The 17,182-nt window shown below is 73.3% G+C and carries 13 protein-coding genes; 11 read left to right on the top strand and 2 right to left on the bottom strand.

Features of this window, described 5'->3' with window-relative positions; genetic code table 11:
- Positions 1 to 2 precede the first annotated feature (2 nt).
- Together VKA29_RS00625 and VKA29_RS00620 are read left to right on the top strand one after the other, a co-directional pair.
- Positions 3 to 3,728: a glycosyltransferase gene (locus VKA29_RS00625; protein WP_324783106.1), complete on the top strand. Its 3,726-nt coding sequence runs from the start codon at positions 3 to 5 to the stop codon at positions 3,726 to 3,728.
- Positions 3,725 to 5,263, top strand: a complete 1,539-nt coding sequence (locus VKA29_RS00620) for a DUF5719 family protein (RefSeq protein WP_324783105.1) — start codon at positions 3,725 to 3,727, stop codon at positions 5,261 to 5,263. Before VKA29_RS00625 ends, VKA29_RS00620 begins: the two co-directional genes overlap by 4 nt.
- 74 nt (positions 5,264 to 5,337) lie before the next feature.
- On the opposite strand, the gene VKA29_RS00615 is transcribed toward VKA29_RS00620, so the two are convergent.
- Complete coding sequence (locus VKA29_RS00615; RefSeq protein WP_324783558.1) at positions 5,338 to 5,787, bottom strand: metallopeptidase family protein; 450 nt, start codon at positions 5,785 to 5,787, stop codon at positions 5,338 to 5,340.
- A gap of 293 nt (positions 5,788 to 6,080) precedes the next feature.
- Here VKA29_RS00615 and VKA29_RS00610 point away from each other — a divergent pair, with 293 nt between their 5' ends.
- From VKA29_RS00610 to VKA29_RS00575, 8 genes are all read left to right on the top strand, one after another.
- Positions 6,081 to 6,503: a DUF3499 domain-containing protein gene (locus tag VKA29_RS00610; protein ID WP_324783104.1), complete on the top strand. Its 423-nt coding sequence runs from the start codon at positions 6,081 to 6,083 to the stop codon at positions 6,501 to 6,503.
- 216 nt (positions 6,504 to 6,719) lie between these two features.
- The gene (locus tag VKA29_RS00605; protein ID WP_324783103.1) at positions 6,720 to 8,084 is read left to right on the top strand and encodes a phosphomannomutase/phosphoglucomutase; all 1,365 of its coding nucleotides are present in this window, start codon (positions 6,720 to 6,722) and stop codon (positions 8,082 to 8,084) included.
- A gap of 177 nt (positions 8,085 to 8,261) precedes the next feature.
- The gene (locus VKA29_RS00600; RefSeq protein ID WP_078969166.1) at positions 8,262 to 8,432 is read left to right on the top strand and encodes a Trm112 family protein; all 171 of its coding nucleotides are present in this window, start codon (positions 8,262 to 8,264) and stop codon (positions 8,430 to 8,432) included.
- Positions 8,433 to 8,459: 27 nt separating this feature from the next.
- Positions 8,460 to 9,587 (top strand): SIS domain-containing protein, encoded by a 1,128-nt coding sequence (locus VKA29_RS00595; RefSeq protein ID WP_324783102.1) that lies wholly within the window; start codon positions 8,460 to 8,462, stop codon positions 9,585 to 9,587.
- Positions 9,588 to 9,651: 64 nt separating this feature from the next.
- Positions 9,652 to 10,803, top strand: coding sequence for a mannose-6-phosphate isomerase, class I (gene manA, locus VKA29_RS00590; RefSeq protein WP_324783101.1), 1,152 nt, complete (start codon positions 9,652 to 9,654; stop codon positions 10,801 to 10,803).
- Between the two features lie 129 nt (positions 10,804 to 10,932).
- Complete coding sequence (locus VKA29_RS00585) at positions 10,933 to 11,913, top strand: cation diffusion facilitator family transporter (RefSeq protein ID WP_324783100.1); 981 nt, start codon at positions 10,933 to 10,935, stop codon at positions 11,911 to 11,913.
- A gap of 339 nt (positions 11,914 to 12,252) precedes the next feature.
- Positions 12,253 to 13,710 (top strand): adenosylhomocysteinase, encoded by a 1,458-nt coding sequence (gene ahcY / locus VKA29_RS00580; RefSeq protein WP_324783099.1) that lies wholly within the window; start codon positions 12,253 to 12,255, stop codon positions 13,708 to 13,710.
- Between the two features lie 181 nt (positions 13,711 to 13,891).
- Positions 13,892 to 14,506, top strand: coding sequence for a hypothetical protein (locus VKA29_RS00575; RefSeq protein ID WP_324783098.1), 615 nt, complete (start codon positions 13,892 to 13,894; stop codon positions 14,504 to 14,506).
- Positions 14,507 to 14,518: 12 nt separating this feature from the next.
- Here VKA29_RS00575 and VKA29_RS00570 read toward each other — a convergent pair whose 3' ends face one another.
- A complete protein-coding gene (locus tag VKA29_RS00570) occupies positions 14,519 to 15,637 on the bottom strand; it encodes an RDD family protein (RefSeq protein ID WP_324783097.1) in 1,119 nt (372 codons plus the stop codon).
- 125 nt (positions 15,638 to 15,762) lie between these two features.
- On the opposite strand from VKA29_RS00570, the gene VKA29_RS00565 reads away from it, so the two are divergent.
- Positions 15,763 to 16,770, top strand: a complete 1,008-nt coding sequence (locus tag VKA29_RS00565) for a stage II sporulation protein M (protein ID WP_324783096.1) — start codon at positions 15,763 to 15,765, stop codon at positions 16,768 to 16,770.
- Positions 16,771 to 17,182: the final 412 nt, after the last annotated feature.

The raw sequence follows: 17,182 nt of genomic DNA, 5'->3' as shown, positions 1-17,182 counted from the left end.
CGATGTCCGTGCACAGCCACACGGCAGCCCACGACCACGCTGCCACACCTGAGTTCCCGCGTCATGTGGTGACCGCGGTGCTCGTCGCCCACGACGGTGCCCGCTGGCTCCCCGACGCGCTCGCCGGGCTGCTCGGCCAGGAGCGCCCCGTCCAGTGCGTCATGGCGGCCGACACCGGCAGCGCCGACGACTCCGCCCAGCTGCTCACCGACGCCCTCGGCGCCGACCACGTGCTCCACCTCGCCCGGCGCACCGGCTTCGGCCAGGCGGTCGAGGAGGCGAGCCGCACCGCGCCCGTCCTGACCCCGGACGAGCTGCCGTACCTGAAACGGCCCAGCGGCTGGGACCCCGCCACGCGCACCTGGCGCGACGACGCCTACGACATGCCGGAACTGCCGCACGGCGAACCGGTCCAGTGGCTCTGGCTGCTGCACGACGACTGCGCCCCCGAACCCGACGCCCTGGCCCAGCTGCTGCGCGTCGTGGACAACGAACTGGAGCTCGGCCGCGACGACGTGGCCGTCGTCGGCCCCAAACTGCGCGGCTGGTACGACAAGCGGCAACTGCTGGAGGTCGGCGTCACCATCGCCAACTCCGGCCGCCGCTGGACCGGCCTGGACCGCCGCGAACAGGACCAGGGCCAGCACGACCACGTGCGGTCCGTGCTGTCGGTGTCCACCGCCGGCATGCTGGTGCGCCGCGACGTCTTCGAACGGCTCGGCGGCTTCGACAAGCGGCTGCCCCTGATGCGCGACGACGTCGACCTGTGCTGGCGCGCCACCGCCGCCGGCCACCGCGTCCTCGTCGCCCCCGACGCCGTCGTACGGCACGCCGAGGCCGCCTCCCGCGAGCGCCGCACCGTCGACTGCGTGGGCCGCACCGCCGCCTCCCCGCACAAGGTCGACAAGGCGGGCGCCGTCTACACCCTGCTCGTCAACACGCGGACCGCGGCGCTGCCGTGGGTGCTGCTGCGCCTGGTGCTCGGCACGCTCGTGCGCACCGTCGCCTACCTCGTCGGCAAGGTCCCCGGACAGGCCCTCGACGAGATCCGCGGCCTGCTGGGCACCCTGCTGCGGCCCGAGCGGATCATCGCCGGACGGCGCGGACGCGGCGCCCCGCAGATCGACAAGGGCGAACTGCGGGCGCTGTTCCCGCCGCCCGGCGCCACCGTGCGCGCCACCGTCGAACAGGTCGCGGGCGACCTCGTCGGCCGTTCCGACCCCGAGGTCACCTCCGGCGCCGGGCGCCACGGCGGCGGCATCGAGTCCGGTCCCGGCGGTGACGACGCCGACTTCCTGGAGATCGAGCAGTTCGCCCGGCTCAAGCGCATCGCCCGCAAGCCCGGCCCGATGCTCTTCCTGGTGCTGCTGCTGGTCTCCCTGGCCGCCTGCCGCGCGCTCCTCGGCGGCGGCGCGCTCTCCGGCGGCGCCCTGCTGCCCGCCCCGGCCGACGCCGGCGAACTGTGGTCGCGCTACCTCGACGCCTGGCACCCGGTGGGCGCCGGCGGCACCCCGTCCGCGCCGCCCTACCTGGCGATCGTCGCGCTGCTCGCCTCCGCGCTGTTCGGCTCGACCGGGCTCGCGGTCACCGTCCTGCTCGTCGGCTCGGTACCGCTGGCCGGCTGCACCGCGTACTTCGCCTCCCGCCCGCTCGTCGAGTCGCGACTGCTGCGCGCGTGGGCGGCCGTCTTCTACGCCTTCCTGCCCGCCGCCACCGGCGCGCTCGCCGGCGGCCGCATCGGCACCGCCGTGCTCGCCGTGCTGCTGCCGCTCCTCGCCCGTGCGGGCGTCGCGGCCGCCGGTCTGGCCAACACCTCCGGCGGACGCGGCAGTTGGCGTGCCACCTGGGCGTACGCGCTGCTGCTGACGATCACCACCGCGTTCACGCCGATCGTGTGGCCCGTCGCGCTGGTCCTCGGCATCGCCGTGCCGGCCGTGCGCCGCGCCGACATCACCGCCCACGCCCTGCGCTTCCTGGCCCAGCTCGGCACCCCCCTGCTGGTCCTCGCGCCCTGGTCGCTGTCCCTGCTGCCGTTCGGCTTCTTCAAGGAGGCCGGCCTCACCTACGGCGCTTCGGCCGCCTCCGCGCTCGACCTGCTCGGCACGAGCCCCGGCGGGCCGGGCACGGTCGGCGGGCTGACGCTCATCGGGATCGTCGCGGCCGCGCTGGCCGCCCTGCTGCGCTCCGAGCGGCAGTTCGGCATCTGGACGGCCTGGGCGGTCGCCCTGGTGGGCCTCGTCTTCGCCGCGCTGTCCAACGGCTCGGCCTGGGCCGGCCCCGCCACCCTGGTCTACGGCCTGGCCCTGCTGTCCGCCGCCCTGCTGGGCGCCGACGGGGCACGCGCCCGCGTGGCCGAGCAGAGCTTCGGCTGGCGCCAGCCGGTGGCCGCGCTGATCGCGCTCGCCTGCGCCGTGGGACCGCTGGTGGCCGCCGCCGGCTGGATGATCCGCGGCGCCGGCGACCCCCTCGAACGGCGCGACCCGGTGCAGGTGCCCGCGTTCGTCGCCGAGGAGAGCGGCACCCGCGACCAGCCCCGCACGCTCGTGCTGGACAGCGACTCCACGGCCCACGTCGCCTACACCCTCGTCCGCGGCTCCGGCGCCCGCCTCGGCGACGCCGAACTCGCCGCGGCCGGCGGCGGCAACGGCAGGCTCGACAAGGTCGTCGCCAACCTCGTCGCCGGCTCCGGCGCCGACCAGGCCGGCCAGCTCGGCAAGTTCGCCGTCCGCTACGTCCTGGTCCACAAGGGCGCCCCCCGCGAGGTCATCCGGGTCCTGGACGCCACGCCCGGCCTCTCGCGCCTGAGCCAGCAGGACGGCGGCGCCCTGTGGCGGGTCGACCGGGAGGTCGCGCGCGCCACCATCGTCAGCGCGTCCGGCTCCGGCACCCCGCAGCCCGTCGCCGCCGGGCCCGTCGAGATCCACACCACGGTCCCGGCCGGTTCCGACGGGCGCGTCCTGCGCCTCGCCGACACCGCCGCCGAGGGCTGGACGGCCACCCTGGACGGCAGGCCGCTCACCCGCACCACGGTGGACGGCTGGGCCCAGGGCTTCGAACTCCCCGCGTCCGGCGGCAGGCTGGACGTCACCTTCGACGCCCCGATCGGCCACACCGCCTGGCTGTGGGCGCAGGGCTCGCTCGCCGTCGTCCTCGTGGTCCTCGCCCTGCCCGGCCGGCGCCGCGACGTCGACGACGACCTCCCCGAGGAGGAGGCCGCCGTCCCCGCCCAGGCCGTCGAGGGCGAGGGCCGCCGAGCCCGCCGCCTGCGCGCCCAGGCCGAAGCCGAGGCCGAAGCCGACGCAGAGGCCGAGGAGACGGGCGGCGAACAGCAGCCGCGGCTCCCGGCGGCGGAGGAGACTCCCGTGCCGGTCCCGCAGCAGCAGTCCTACGGGGACTGGGACGAGGCCGCCTACGCGGGTGCCGGATACGGCGAGTACGGGGGCGAGCAGTACCAGGGCGCCCAGCAGTACCCGGCGGGCGCGTACGACCAGGCGTACCCCGCCGAGCAGGCCTACCCCGGCGACCAGGCGTACCCCGCCGAGCCTTACCAGGGCGGCCAGTACGACCCGTACGGGTACGGCGACGCGGCACAGACCCCGTACGCGGGGCAGCCGGCGTACGACCCGGCGTACGACCCATCGTCGTACCAGCAGGGCTACGACCCCGCCTACGACCCGGCGCAGCAGCACCCGCACGCCCCTGAGCGCCCCGACGGGAGTCAGCAGTGAACCGCACCACCCTGTCCCTGATCGCCGGCGCGGCCGCGCTGGCCGCCGTCACCGGGTTCGCCTCGCTCACCGCGCCCGGGGCCTCCGGCACGACGGGCACCGACACCGCCGAGGCGGCCGCCGAGCTGCCCGTGGAGCGCACCAGCCTGCTGTGCCCGGCGCCCAGCTCCTCCGACCTCGCCGACACGGTGTACACGTCGTTCACGCCCGTCACCAAGGGCACCGGCAGCACCGGCAAGGCCGAACTGGAGTCCGCCGCCGAACAGTCGGCCGACGGGACGGGCGACACGGGCGGCAAGAGCGGCAGCGGCAAGGGTGCCGGCGGCGGCCGGAAGAAGGCCGGCAAGCCGGTCCTCGCCCCTGAGAAGCCGGGCACACCGGCCGTCGGGGACACCTCCGGCGGTGACGCACCGGCGCTGCTGGGCACCGCCGAGGGCAAGTTCGCGCCCGGCTGGACCGTGCAGCAGACCACGGAGGTCGCCGCGGGCGCCGGCCGCGGCCTGCAGGGCCTGAGCTGCACCGCGCCGGACACGGAGTTCTGGTTCCCGGGCGCGAGCACGGACGCCGCCCGCACCGACTACGTGCACCTGACCAACCCCGACGACTCCGCCGCCGTCGTCGACCTCGAGCTCTACGGCAAGGACGGCGCCCTGAAGTCGGCCGTGGGCGAGGGCATCACGGTCCAGCCGCACTCCAGCGAGCCGATCCTGCTGTCCACGCTCATCGACGAGAAGCAGACCAACCTCACCCTGCACGTCAACGTGCGCAGCGGGCGCGTCGGCGCCGCCGTGCAGGCCCTGGACGACACGCTCGGCGGCGACTGGCTGGCCGCGGCCACGGACCCGGCGGGCAGCCTCGTCCTGCCCGGCATCCCGAAGGACGCCACGGCCGTGCGCCTGATCGCCTTCGCGCCGGGCGACGCGGACGCCGACCTGAAGGTACAGCTCGCCTCCCCGTCCGGGCTGATCACGCCCGCCGGGAACGAGACGCTGCACGTGAAGGCGGGCATGACGACCGCCGTCGACCTCGGCGACGTCACCCGCGGCGAGGCCGGCTCGCTGGTGCTGACGCCCACCGGTCAGTCGGCACCGGTCGTCGCGGCGCTGCGGGTGGTGCGCGGCAAGGGCGCCAAGCAGGAGACGGCGTTCATTCCGGCCGCCGGCCAGGTCGGCACGCGCGCGACGGCCGCCGACAACAGCGGCAAGGGCTCGACGCTCTCCCTCACGGCACCGAACCGCACCGCGCGCGTGAAGGTCACCGCCTCCGCGGGCAGCGAGGGCGGCACGGCGGTGTCGCGGACATTCACGATCAAGGCCGGTACGACGCAGGACGTCGACGCCCCGGTCCCCGACGGCCTGAGGGGCACGTACGCGCTGACGGTCGAGCCGCTGTCCGGCGGCCCCGTGTACGCGGCCCGCACGCTGACGGCGACGGACGGTGGAGTGCCCGGCTTCACCGTGCAGACCCTGCCCGACGACCGGGGCACCGTCGCGGTGCCGGAGGCCGAGGAGGACCTGTCGGTGCTGCAGCGCTAGGTCCGCGGCGGGCGGGCGGGCGGGCAGTCAGGCGGGAAGGGTACGGAGCCGGGGCGGGGAGGGCTGGAGCGGCCTCAGTCCTCGCCGTAGCGCGGATCCACCGTCTCCGGCGTCAGACCGAGCAGCTCGGCGACCTGTTCGACCACGACCTCGTGCACCAGCGCGGCCCGCTCGTCCCGGCCCTTCGTGCGGATCTCGACCGGCCGGCGGTACACGATCACCCGGGCCGGCCGCCCCTGCCGGGAGGGGACCGTGCCGCCCAGCGGGACCGGCTCGTCGCTGTAGGACTGCCCCGGCCCGTCCAGGCGGGGCACCTCGAGGACGAGGAAGTCGATGTCGGCCAGCTGCGGCCACCGCCGTTCCAGACGCTCCACGGAGTCCTGCACCAGGTCCGCGAACGCGTCGGCGCGGCTCGCGGCGAGCGGCACCTGGGGCGGCGCGATCGGGCCGCGCATGCCCCGGCCGTGGCGATCACGACGGCGGGGCCCGGGTCCGGCGGCACGGGGCGGTACGGCGTTGTCCATCACTGGTGAAGGGTAGTCCCCGCCGGGGCCCCGCGCCCGGCCCCACACGGCGTTCGGCCGCCACGCACGGCATGTCGCAGGATGACCGTTCCGGCCGAGGTCGGGCTCGATTCCGTATCTCTCCGGTATCTCTCCGAGACCATCGGCCTCAAGGCAAATGGCAGGGTTTGTCCCGAGTGGCGACCGGGCGGGACGCCTCCACGCACCGTCCGGACGGCCGTCCGCGCAGGTCAATGAGGCGCCCCGGATGCCGGTGTGGGGAGTTTCACAGCACGACACGGGGGAGCGACCTGATGGAGAGTCGTCGCGGCCCGCTCAAGAGTGCGGTACCGTCCAACGTCGTGAGCCCTGTACGTCGCTGTTCGCGCACCGCTTGCGGCCGTCCCGCCGTCGCGACGCTGACGTACGTCTACGCCGACTCGACCGCGGTCCTCGGCCCGCTCGCGACCTACGCCGAACCCCACTGCTACGACCTGTGCGCCGAGCACTCCGAGCGCCTCACCGCGCCCCGTGGCTGGGAGGTCGTGCGGCTCCTCGACGGCTCCGCACCGGCCCGCCCGAGCGGCGACGACCTGGAGGCGCTCGCCAACGCGGTGCGCGAGGCGGCCCGCCCCCAGGAGCGGGCGGCGGGAGCCGGCGGCGGGGCACGCGGGGCGGACCCGATGGAGGTCGCCCGGCGCGGCCATCTGCGGGTGCTGCGCTCGCCGGACAACTGACCGCCCCCCGCCACGACATCTCGCGAAACGTTCCGCTGGGCGACCTGCCCGGCGTGACGCACCCCGCGTGACGCACCCCGCGCACTCAACCGTGCCGGGCAGCCGCCGCCCTGACCTGACGTCACGACGGTGGGTCCCGACCGCCACCGCACGAAATCCCGTCGGCCGGTCCGGGTAGTTTTGGGGCGACCGACATCACTTCCTGGAGGGCCGGCCGTGACTGCTGATCTGACGCAGATCGTGAAGGCGTACGACGTACGCGGAGTGGTCCCGGACCAGTGGGACGAGTCGCTCGCCGAACTCTTCGGCGCGGCCTTCGTCCAGGTGACCGGGGCCGAGGCGATCGTCACCGGACACGACATGCGCCCCTCCTCGCCCGGACTGTCGGGCGCCTTCGCGCGGGGGGCGGCCGCGCGGGGCGCCGACGTCACCGAGATCGGCCTCTGCTCGACGGACCAGCTGTACTACGCCTCGGGCGCGCTGGGCCTGCCGGGCGCGATGTTCACGGCCTCGCACAACCCGGCCCGGTACAACGGCATCAAGATGTGCCGCGCGGGCGCCGCGCCCGTCGGCCAGGACACCGGCCTGACGCAGATCCGCGAACTCGTCGAGGAGTGGACGCGGTCGGGCGCACCCGAGCCCGTCCCGACGCCGGGAACGCTCACCCGGCGCGACACGCTGCGGGACTACGCGGCCCACCTGCGCTCCCTCGTCGACCTGACCTCCATCCGCCCCCTGAAGGTCGTCGTCGACGCCGGCAACGGCATGGGCGGCCACACCGTGCCCACGGTCCTCGCGGGCCTGCCGCTCACGGTCGTCCCGATGTACTTCGAACTGGACGGCACCTTCCCCAACCACGAGGCCAACCCCCTGGACCCGGCCAACCTGGTGGACCTGCAGAAGCGGGTGCGCGAGGAGTCCGCCGACCTCGGGCTCGCCTTCGACGGCGACGCCGACCGCTGCTTCGTCGTCGACCAGAACGGCGACCCGGTGTCGCCGTCCGCGATCACCGCCCTGGTCGCCGCCCGGGAACTCGCCAGGAACGGCGGCAACGGCGCCGTCATCCACAACCTGATCACCTCCTGGTCGGTTCCGGAGGTGGTGCGGGAGAACGGCGGCACCCCGATCCGCACCCGCGTCGGCCACTCCTTCATCAAGGCCGAGATGGCCAGGACGGGCGCGATCTTCGGCGGCGAGCACTCCGCGCACTACTACTTCAAGGACTTCTGGAACGCGGACACGGGCATGCTGGCCGCCCTGCACGTCCTCGCGGCCCTGGGCGGCCAGGAGGGGCCGCTGTCCGACCTCGTCGCCCAGTACGACCGTTACGCCGGCTCCGGCGAGATCAACTCCACGGTCGACGACCAGGCCGCCCGCCTGGCCGCAGTGCGGGCCGCCTACGAGGGCGCCGACGACGTCGAACTCGACGACCTCGACGGCCTGACCGTCTCCTCGGCCGACTGGTGGTTCAACGTCCGCCCGTCCAACACCGAGCCGCTGCTGCGCCTGAACACGGAGGCGCGCGACGAGGAGACGATGGCGAAGATCCGGGACGAGGTACTGGCCGTCATCCGCGGCTGACCCCGCCCGGTGCCCGCGCGGGCGGCGGCGCGGGAGCCTCCGGGAAACCGAAGCCCGTCCACCGCCGTCCGACGCCGCCACCGCCCGTCCACCGGCGGTACGCTGACCAGGCACATCCGTACGGCACACGCACGCGGCGGGCAACCGCACGCGCCCCGGCCCCGAAGGGACACCCCCATGCCGCTCGAAGCCGGCCTCCTGGAGATCCTCGCCTGCCCCGCCTGCCACGCTCCCCTCGAGGAGCAGGACGACGAGCTGATCTGCACCGGCCAGGACTGCGGTCTGGCGTACCCCGTCCGCGACGGCATCCCCGTCCTGCTCGTCGACGAAGCGCGCCGTCCCGCGTAACCCCCCCGGCGATCGGAGGCTGCCGCCATGCTCGACGAATCGCTGCTCGACGCCCCCGAGGAACTCTCGGAGGCCGACCACCGCGGTCTGCTCCGCGGCGCCGCCGAAGCAGGCGCCCGCGTCCGCACCGCCGCCCGGCACGCGGCCGAGGCCGGCGTCAACGACCTCAAACCGGACGGCCGCCCCCGCGCCGTGATCATCGCGGGCCCCGGCGCCGCCGCCACCACCGTCGCCGACCTCCTCGGCACGCTCGTCGGCCCCGGCAGCCCCGTCACCCGCCTGACGCCCACCGGCGTCGCCCCCGCCGCGGGCGCCCTGCGCTGGGAACTGCCCGGCTGGGTCGGCTCCGTCGACCTGCTCCTGATCGCCACCCCGGACGGCACCGAACCGGGTCTCGGCCTGCTCGCCGAGTCGGCCTACCGCCGCGGCTGCACGGTCGCCGCCGTCGCCCCCGCCGGCACCCCGCTCGCGGAGGCGGTCGCAGGCGCCCACGGCCTGTTCGTACCGCTGGCCGTGGCCCCCTACGAGCAGGACGAACCGCTCGCCGCGTCCGCCCCCGGCGTGCTGTGGGCGCTGCTCACCCCGCTGCTGGCGCTCCTGGACCGCATCGGGCTGCTCCTCGCCCCGCCGGACGCCCTGGAGAAGGTCGCCGACCGCCTCGACCAGGTCGCCGAACGCTGCGGTCCGGCCATCGCCACCTACAGCAACCCCGCCAAGACCCTTGCCGCCGAACTCGCTGACGCGCTGCCGCTGGTGTGGACCGAGGGAGTCTCGGCCGGACCCGCCGGCCGTCGCTTCGCCGCCGCCCTGGCCGAGCTGTCCGGCATCCCGGCGGTCGTCGCCGAACTGCCCGAGGCGCTCGCCGCGCACAGCGCCCTGCTCGCCGGCCCGCTCGCGGCCAGCGCCGACCCCGACGACTTCTTCCGCGACCGGGTGGAGGAACCGCCCGCCCTCCACGCACGCGTGGTGCTGCTGCGCGACCGCCCGATCGGCGGCCTCACCGCCGCTCCGGGCGCCCGTGACCTGGCCCTCAGCCACGACACGCCGATCAGCGAACTGGAACCGGAACCCGGGGCCGAACTGGAGACCCTGGCCGAACTGATCGCCATGACGGATTTCGCCGCCGTTTACCTGGCGCTCGCCACCAGGGCCTGAGCTGGAACCGCCCCTCCCGGCCAGCGCCCGCTGCGCAGCGTACGTTCGGAGACAGAGACACAGCATGGACCGCCTGGACAACACCATCCGCCCCTACGCCTGGGGTTCGACGACCGCCATCCCCGAACTCCTCGGCGTCGAGCCCAGCGGCGAACCGCAGGCCGAGATGTGGATGGGCGCACACCCGGGCGCACCCTCGCGCACCGGACGCGGCACGCTCGCCGAGGTGATCGCCGCGGACCCGGAGCGGGAACTCGGCCCGGCGGCCACGGCCAGGTTCGGATCCGGCCTGCCCTTCCTGCTCAAGATCCTCGCCGCGGGCGCCCCGCTCTCCCTGCAGGTCCACCCCGACCTCGACCAGGCCGGACAGGGGTACGAGGACGAGGAGCGCCGCGGCGTCCCGGCCGACGCCCCGCACCGCAACTACAAGGACGCCAACCACAAGCCCGAACTCATCTGCGCGCTCACCGAGTTCCACGGCCTGTGCGGCTTCCGCGACCCGCTGCAGACCGCCGATCTGCTCGACGGCCTCGGTGTCGGCGCCCTCAAGCCGTACGTCGACCTGCTGCACGCCAGCCCCGCGGACGCGGCCCTGCGCGAGGTGCTCACCGCCGTCCTCACCGCCGACCCCGAGGAGATGCGCCGCACCGTGGCCGAGGCCACGACGGCCTGCACCCGCCTCGGCGGCGCGTACGCGCCCTACGCGGACATCGCCCACCACTACCCGGGCGACCCGGGCGTGATCGCCGCCATGCTGCTCAACCACGTACGCCTGCAGCCCGGTGAGGCCCTGTTCCTCGGCGCGGGCATCCCGCACGCCTACCTCGACGGCCTCGGCGTCGAGATCATGGCCAACTCCGACAACGTCCTGCGCTGCGGCCTGACCCCCAAACACGTCGACGTGCCCGAGCTGCTGCGCATCGTCCGCTTCCAGCCGAGCGACCCCGGCGTCCTGCGCCCGGAGGCATCCCCCGACGGCGAGGAGGTCTACGAGACCCCCATCGACGAGTTCCGCCTGTCGAGGTACGTGCTGCCCGAGGGCGGCGCCGCCCACGACCTCACCCGCGCGACCCCGCAGATCCTGCTGTGCACGGCGGGCCGCGTGCGCGCGGGGGAACACGAACTCGGCCCCGGCCGGTCGGTCTTCGTCCCGGCGGGCGAGACGGCGGAGGTGTCCGGAGCGGGCACGCTCTTCCGGGCAACTGTGATCGTATGACGATGACTGTGGACACCTGACGAGCCGTCCGCCGACCGGGCTGCAAGAATGGCCCACCGGCAAAGGACGGGCAAAGGCCCGCGGGCCGAACGGGCCGGACGGGCAAAGGCGAAGGGACAACGCGGACATATGAGCGCGTCAGGCGGCACCAGGGCGATCGTGGCGGCACTCGGCGCCAACCTCGCGATCGCGGTATCGAAGTTCGTGGCGTTCGCCTTCAGCGGCTCCTCGTCCATGCTCGCCGAAGGCGTGCACTCGCTCGCCGACTCCGGCAACCAGTTCCTCCTCCTCGTCGGCGGCAAGAAGGCCGAGCGCGAGGCCACCCCGCAACACCCCTTCGGCTACGGCCGCGAGCGGTACATCTACGCCTTCCTCGTCTCGATCGTCCTGTTCTCCGTCGGCGGCATGTTCGCCATCTACGAGGGCTACGAGAAGATCCGCCACCCGCACGAACTGGAGCACTGGTACTGGCCGGTGGGCGTCCTCGTCTTCGCGATCATCGCCGAGGGCTTCTCCTTCCGCACCGCCATCAAGGAGTCGAACGAACTGCGCGGCGGCCTGTCCTGGTCGCAGTTCATCCGCCGTGCCAAGGCGCCCGAGCTGCCCGTCGTCCTGCTGGAGGACTTCGGCGCGCTCATCGGCCTGGTCCTCGCCCTCGGCGGCGTCGGCCTGGCCCTGCTCACCGGCGACGGCGTCTGGGACGGCATCGGCACGGTCTGCATCGGCGTCCTGCTCGTCCTGATCGCCCTCGTCCTGGCCGGCGAGACCAAGTCGCTGCTGCTCGGCGAGGCAGCGGGCCTGGAAGAGGTCAAGAAGATCGAGCAGGCGATAGTCGACGGCGACACGGTCACCGGCATCATCCACATGCGCACGCTCCACCTCGGCCCCGAGGAGCTGCTGATCGCCGCCAAGATCGGCGTCCGGCACGACGACACGGCCGCGGAGGTCGCCGCCGCCATCAACGCCGCCGAGGACCGCGTCCGCGCGGCGGTCCCGATCGCCCGCGTCATCTACCTCGAACCGGACATCTACAGCGAGGCCGAGGCCGCCAAGGGCCCGGACCGCGAGGCCACCCCCGGAGGCCCGGCCTCCCACCCCGCCGGACACTGACACCCACGCCGCACGACGACGGGGCCCGCCGGACATCCGGCGGGCCCCGTCGTCCGTCCCGCCGCCCGCACGGCCCGCCCGCCGCGTCCTGATCGGCGTGATGTGTTCGAGTGGACTGGGGACGCGCGGGCCCACCGGTGTAGCTTGGATCCGAGCCAGACGTCGCTGCTGATGGCGGTCGGGCGGTCCCGACGCGGACCGGCCGAGGGAGAGAGGGCCTCCGACGGACTGCGCTGCGCGCACGCGGGCATGCCTGTGTCCTCTTTCGGGCACCCCTGTGTCCGCCGCCGCGCAGACCAGACGTACCCACCTCGCCCCAACCCCGAGGAGCAGCTCGTAATGACGACTGTCGACAACCGACAGGACTTCAAGGTCGCCGACCTGTCCCTGGCCGAGTTCGGCCGCAAGGAGATCACCCTCGCCGAGCACGAGATGCCGGGCCTGATGGCGATCCGCGCGGAGTACGCCGAAGCGCAGCCCCTCGCCGGCGCCCGCGTCACCGGCTCCCTGCACATGACCGTGCAGACCGCCGTCCTCATCGAGACCCTGGTCGCCCTGGGCGCGCAGGTCCGCTGGGCCTCCTGCAACATCTTCTCCACCCAGGACCACGCGGCCGCCGCCATCGCCGTCGGCCCTGACGGCACGCCGGACAACCCGCAGGGCGTCCCGGTCTTCGCCTGGAAGGGCGAGACCCTGGAGGAGTACTGGTGGTGCACGGAGCAGGCGCTGACCTGGCCCGGCACCCCCACCGGCGGCCCGAACATGATCCTGGACGACGGTGGCGACGCCACCCTCCTCGTCCACAAGGGCGTCGAGTACGAGAAGGACGGCAAGGTCCCCGCCGTCGACACCGCCGAGTCGGACGAGCACCGCGTCATCCTCGAGCTCCTGCACCGCACCATCAGCGACGGCTCCCAGAAGTGGACCCAGCTCGCCTCGGAGATCCGCGGCGTGACCGAGGAGACCACGACCGGCGTCCACCGCCTGTACGAGATGCAGCGCGACGGCACCCTCCTGTTCCCGGCGATCAACGTCAATGACGCCGTCACCAAGTCGAAGTTCGACAACAAGTACGGCTGCCGCCACTCCCTGATCGACGGCATCAACCGCGCCACCGACGTCCTGATCGGCGGCAAGACCGCGGTCGTCTGCGGCTACGGCGACGTCGGCAAGGGCTGCGCGGAGTCCCTGCGCGGACAGGGCGCCCGCGTGATCGTCACCGAGATCGACCCGATCTGCGCGCTCCAGGCGGCCATGGACGGCTACCAGGTCACGACCCTCGACGAGGTCATCGACAAGGCCGACATCTTCATCACCACGACCGGCAACAAGGACATCATCATGGCCTCGGACATGGCCAAGATGAAGCACCAGGCGATCGTCGGCAACATCGGCCACTTCGACAACGAGATCGACATGGCCGGCCTCGCCAAGGTTCCCGGCATCGTCAAGGACGAGGTCAAGCCGCAGGTCCACACCTGGACCTTCCCGGACGGCAAGAAGATCATCGTGCTGTCCGAGGGCCGCCTGCTGAACCTGGGCAACGCGACCGGCCACCCGTCCTTCGTGATGTCCAACTCGTTCGCGGACCAGACGCTGGCCCAGATCGAGCTGTTCACCAAGCAGTCCGAGTACCCGATCGGCGTCTACACGCTGCCCAAGCACCTCGACGAGAAGGTCGCCCGCCTGCACCTGGACGCGCTCGGTGTGAAGCTGACCAAGCTGCGTCCCGAGCAGGCCTCCTACATCGGCGTCGACGTCGACGGCCCGTACAAGCCGGACCACTACCGCTACTGAGCGGCTCGCCGTCCGGGCGACCGGCGGCGACCGCCGCGGTCACCGAGGAGCGTGTCGGTGCGCTGACACGCCCTCCGTCCGTGGCGACTCCACCCGAGGCAGGCCCCCGCACCCCCGTGTCGGGGGCCTGCCCCTGTGGCCGTCCGTGATCCGGACCAGCCCGTCAAGACCCAGGACCCCCATGCCCCGCGGCCGTTATTCGCTCCACGATCCGCACGATCACACCCCCCTCGCAGAAGAACACTTCCAGTGCGCCCCAGGCCCGTCCGGCTGGCGCTACGTCTCCCGGCTGGTCACCCCGGCGGGCGACCACAGCGGCTCCGTCGACCTCGCTCTCGACGAGCTCGGCCGCCCCCTCCGCCTGGAACTGCACGCCGCCGGCTGGCAGGTCCGCGGCGCCGCTCTCGACGGCGTCACCTGGGTCCGCACCGACCCCACCGGAACCCGGGCCACCGAAGGCAACGTCCGCGCCCACGCCTTCACCGGCACCTCTCCGGCGTTCCTCGTCGCGACCACTCGTCTCCTGCGCCTCACCCCCTCCGCCTCCGCAACCCGCGTACGCCTCGTCGCCTTCACGGACCCCGTCCTCGCCCCGCGCACCGTGGACCAGTCCTGGGCCTTGGTGAGAAGAGAAGCACACGCCACTGACAACGGCCCCCTGACGGTGGACGAATACCAGGTCACAGCCCTGGACACCGGCGAACAGCACGCCGTCCACATCGCCGGGGACGTGGTCCTGGCGGCCCCCGGCGTCGAGCTGGAGGACCTCGAATCGCCCCCGTCCGCCTTCAGCTGAGCCGCGCCGCGCTCACGCGGGCGGCACGAACCCGGTGGCGGGGCGGTCGGCCGGCGCAGCGTCCTGAGGCACGGCCGGCGGACTGCCGTGTGCCGGCCCCCCGGACGGAGCCGCAGGCGGGGCGGACGCCGCTGGGCCGGGTCCCGAGGGTCCAGGTCCCCAGGCTCCGGGTCCCGAGATCGCGGGCCGCAAGGTTCCGGGCTCTGACGTTCCGGGTTCCGACGGCAAGGCCCAAGGCCCAGCGGCCGCCTGGTACGCGGTCGGCGAACCATGGGCGGCCCCCGCCGTGCCGGGAGCGGGCCAGGCCCCTGCCACGGGTCCGCCGACAGCCGGTCCGCCGACAGCCGGTCCGCCGGCAGCCGGTCCACCCACGCCGGCAGGACCGTTCGCGAAGGTCCGCCGCGCCTCGCGCGCCTGCCGTTCCTGCACCACCGCGGCCAGATACGCCGTCGCCGGCACCCCCTGCGGCACCGGCGCCCCCGTGCGGGCCGAGAGGTCGGAGGCGAGCCGTTCCGCCATGGCCCAGCCCACCTGCGGGTCCAGCTGGTGCATCCGCGTCAGGTACTGGCGGACGGCCAGCCACAGGCCGTCGGGAACGGCCGACAGATCAAGCCCCGTGAACCGCCCGGCCAGCCAGGGAGGCGGCGGGGGCAGGAAACCCGTCCGCGCGGCCGGCACCCGCTCCCGCACGACGAGGGTCCCGGCGAAGACGTCCCCGAGCCGCCGCCCCCGAGCCGACACCAGGGAGGCGATACAGGCCACGACCCCGAACGTCATCAGGATCTCGAACACACCGATCCCACCCCGGACCAGCGCGTGCCGGAACCGGATCGGACCGCCGTCGTCCCGGACCACCCGCAGTCCGCACGCCATCTTGCCGAGCGAACGCCCATGGCTGAGCGTCTCGACCGCGATCGGCCCGCCCACCAGCACCAGAACGAAAGTCGCGATCGACACCGCGGTCTGCGCCGCATCGTCCAGCGAAGCGGTGGCGGCGACCAGCGCCACGGTCACGACGAGGTAGCCCACCACGTACACGGCGAGGTCGAGGAGTATCGCCAGCACCCTGCTGGGCAGCCTCGCGGGGCGCAGCTCCAATGCCACCGCCTCACCCGTCACCAGCTCACTCACGCCCGTCGTCCTTCCCCTGGCCTGCCCCGTGGACGGCCAGTCTGCCAAGCTGAGCGCACATCGCGCGTCCGTACGACAAGCTGATCCCACGACCACCGACGAACAGCCGAGGAGCAGGCAGACAGATGGACCTCGACGTCTTCGTCAGCGCCCACCGGGCGGAGTGGGACCGCCTGGAGACCCTGCTCGGGCGCCGTCGTCGGCTCAGCGGCGCCGAGGTCGACGAACTCGTCGCCCTGTACCAGCGCACGGCCACCCACCTCTCCCTCATCCAGTCCAGCGCTCCCGACCCGCAGCTGACCGGCCGGCTCAGTCAGCTCGTGGCACGCGCGCGCAGCGCCGTGACAGGCACCCGGCGTGCCTCCTGGCGCGACGTCACGCGTTTCCTGGCCCACGGCTTTCCCGCCGCGGTCTACCGCTCGCGCCGCTGGTGGGTCCCCACCGCTCTCCTGTCCACCGCGGTCGCCGTCCTCCTGGGCTGGTGGATCGGCACCCACCCCGACGTGCAGTCCGCCATCGCGGCCCCCAGCGAGCTGCGGGACCTCACCCGGCCCGGCGGCCAGTACGAGACCTACTACTCCAGCCATCCCGCGGCCTCCTTCGCGGCACAGGTGTGGACGAACAATGCCTGGGCAGCCGCGCAGTGCCTGATCCTCGGCGTCTTCCTCGGCCTGCCGGTCCTCTGGATCCTCTTCCAGAACATGCTCAACCTCGGCGTCGGCTTCGGCCTCATGTCCTCGGCGGGCAGGCTCGACACCTTCCTCGGCCTCGTCCTCCCGCACGGCCTGCTGGAGCTGACGGCCGTCTTCGTCGCCGCAGGCACCGGACTCCGCCTCGGCTGGACCCTCATCGACCCGGGCCCGCGCTCCCGGCGCACGGCCCTCGCGGAGGAGGGGCGCGCCGCGGTGGGTATGGCGATCGGCCTTGCCCTGGTGCTGTTCGTCTCCGGAGCCATCGAAGGCTTCGTCACCCCCTCCGGCCTGCCCACATGGGCTCGCATCGGCATCGGAATCGCCGCCGAGCTGGCGTTCCTCGTCTACGTCTTCGTCCTGGGCGGCCGGGCGGCCCGCGCCGGCGAGACGGGCGACGTCGAGGAGGCGGAGCGGAGCGCGGTGGTGCCCACGGCGGCCTGATGTGCGCAGGGGCTCGCCGAGCTGCTACTCTCTTCTCCGCCCCACGAAGATCCGTTGACACGGAGCGAGTGGGGAGGTAGATTTGAGCAGTTGCCTGGACTGGACCTGGTTCGGTCGGCAGCGGCGAACAATCTGTCTGCTTCCCGGAACAGCGATCATCGATCGCCGATCCTGAAGAAGCTCCTCCCGATGAATCGGAAAAGAGCGGCCGGTCAGTCCGGCGCGAAACTTCTGATAAAGTCGGAACCGCCGGAAAGGGAAACGCGAGAGCGGGAACCTGGAAAGCACCGAGGAAATCGGATCGAGAAAAGATCTGATAGAGTCGGAAACGCAAGACCGAAGGGAAGCCCGGAGGAAAGCCCGAGAGGGTGAGTACAAAGGAAGCGACCGTTCCTTGAGAACTCAACAGCGT

The sequence above is a fragment of the Streptomyces sp. H51 genome (assembly GCF_035656535.1).
Lineage (GTDB): Bacteria > Actinomycetota > Actinomycetes > Streptomycetales > Streptomycetaceae > Streptomyces.
This window is presented reverse-complemented; position numbering and strand designations above follow the sequence as displayed.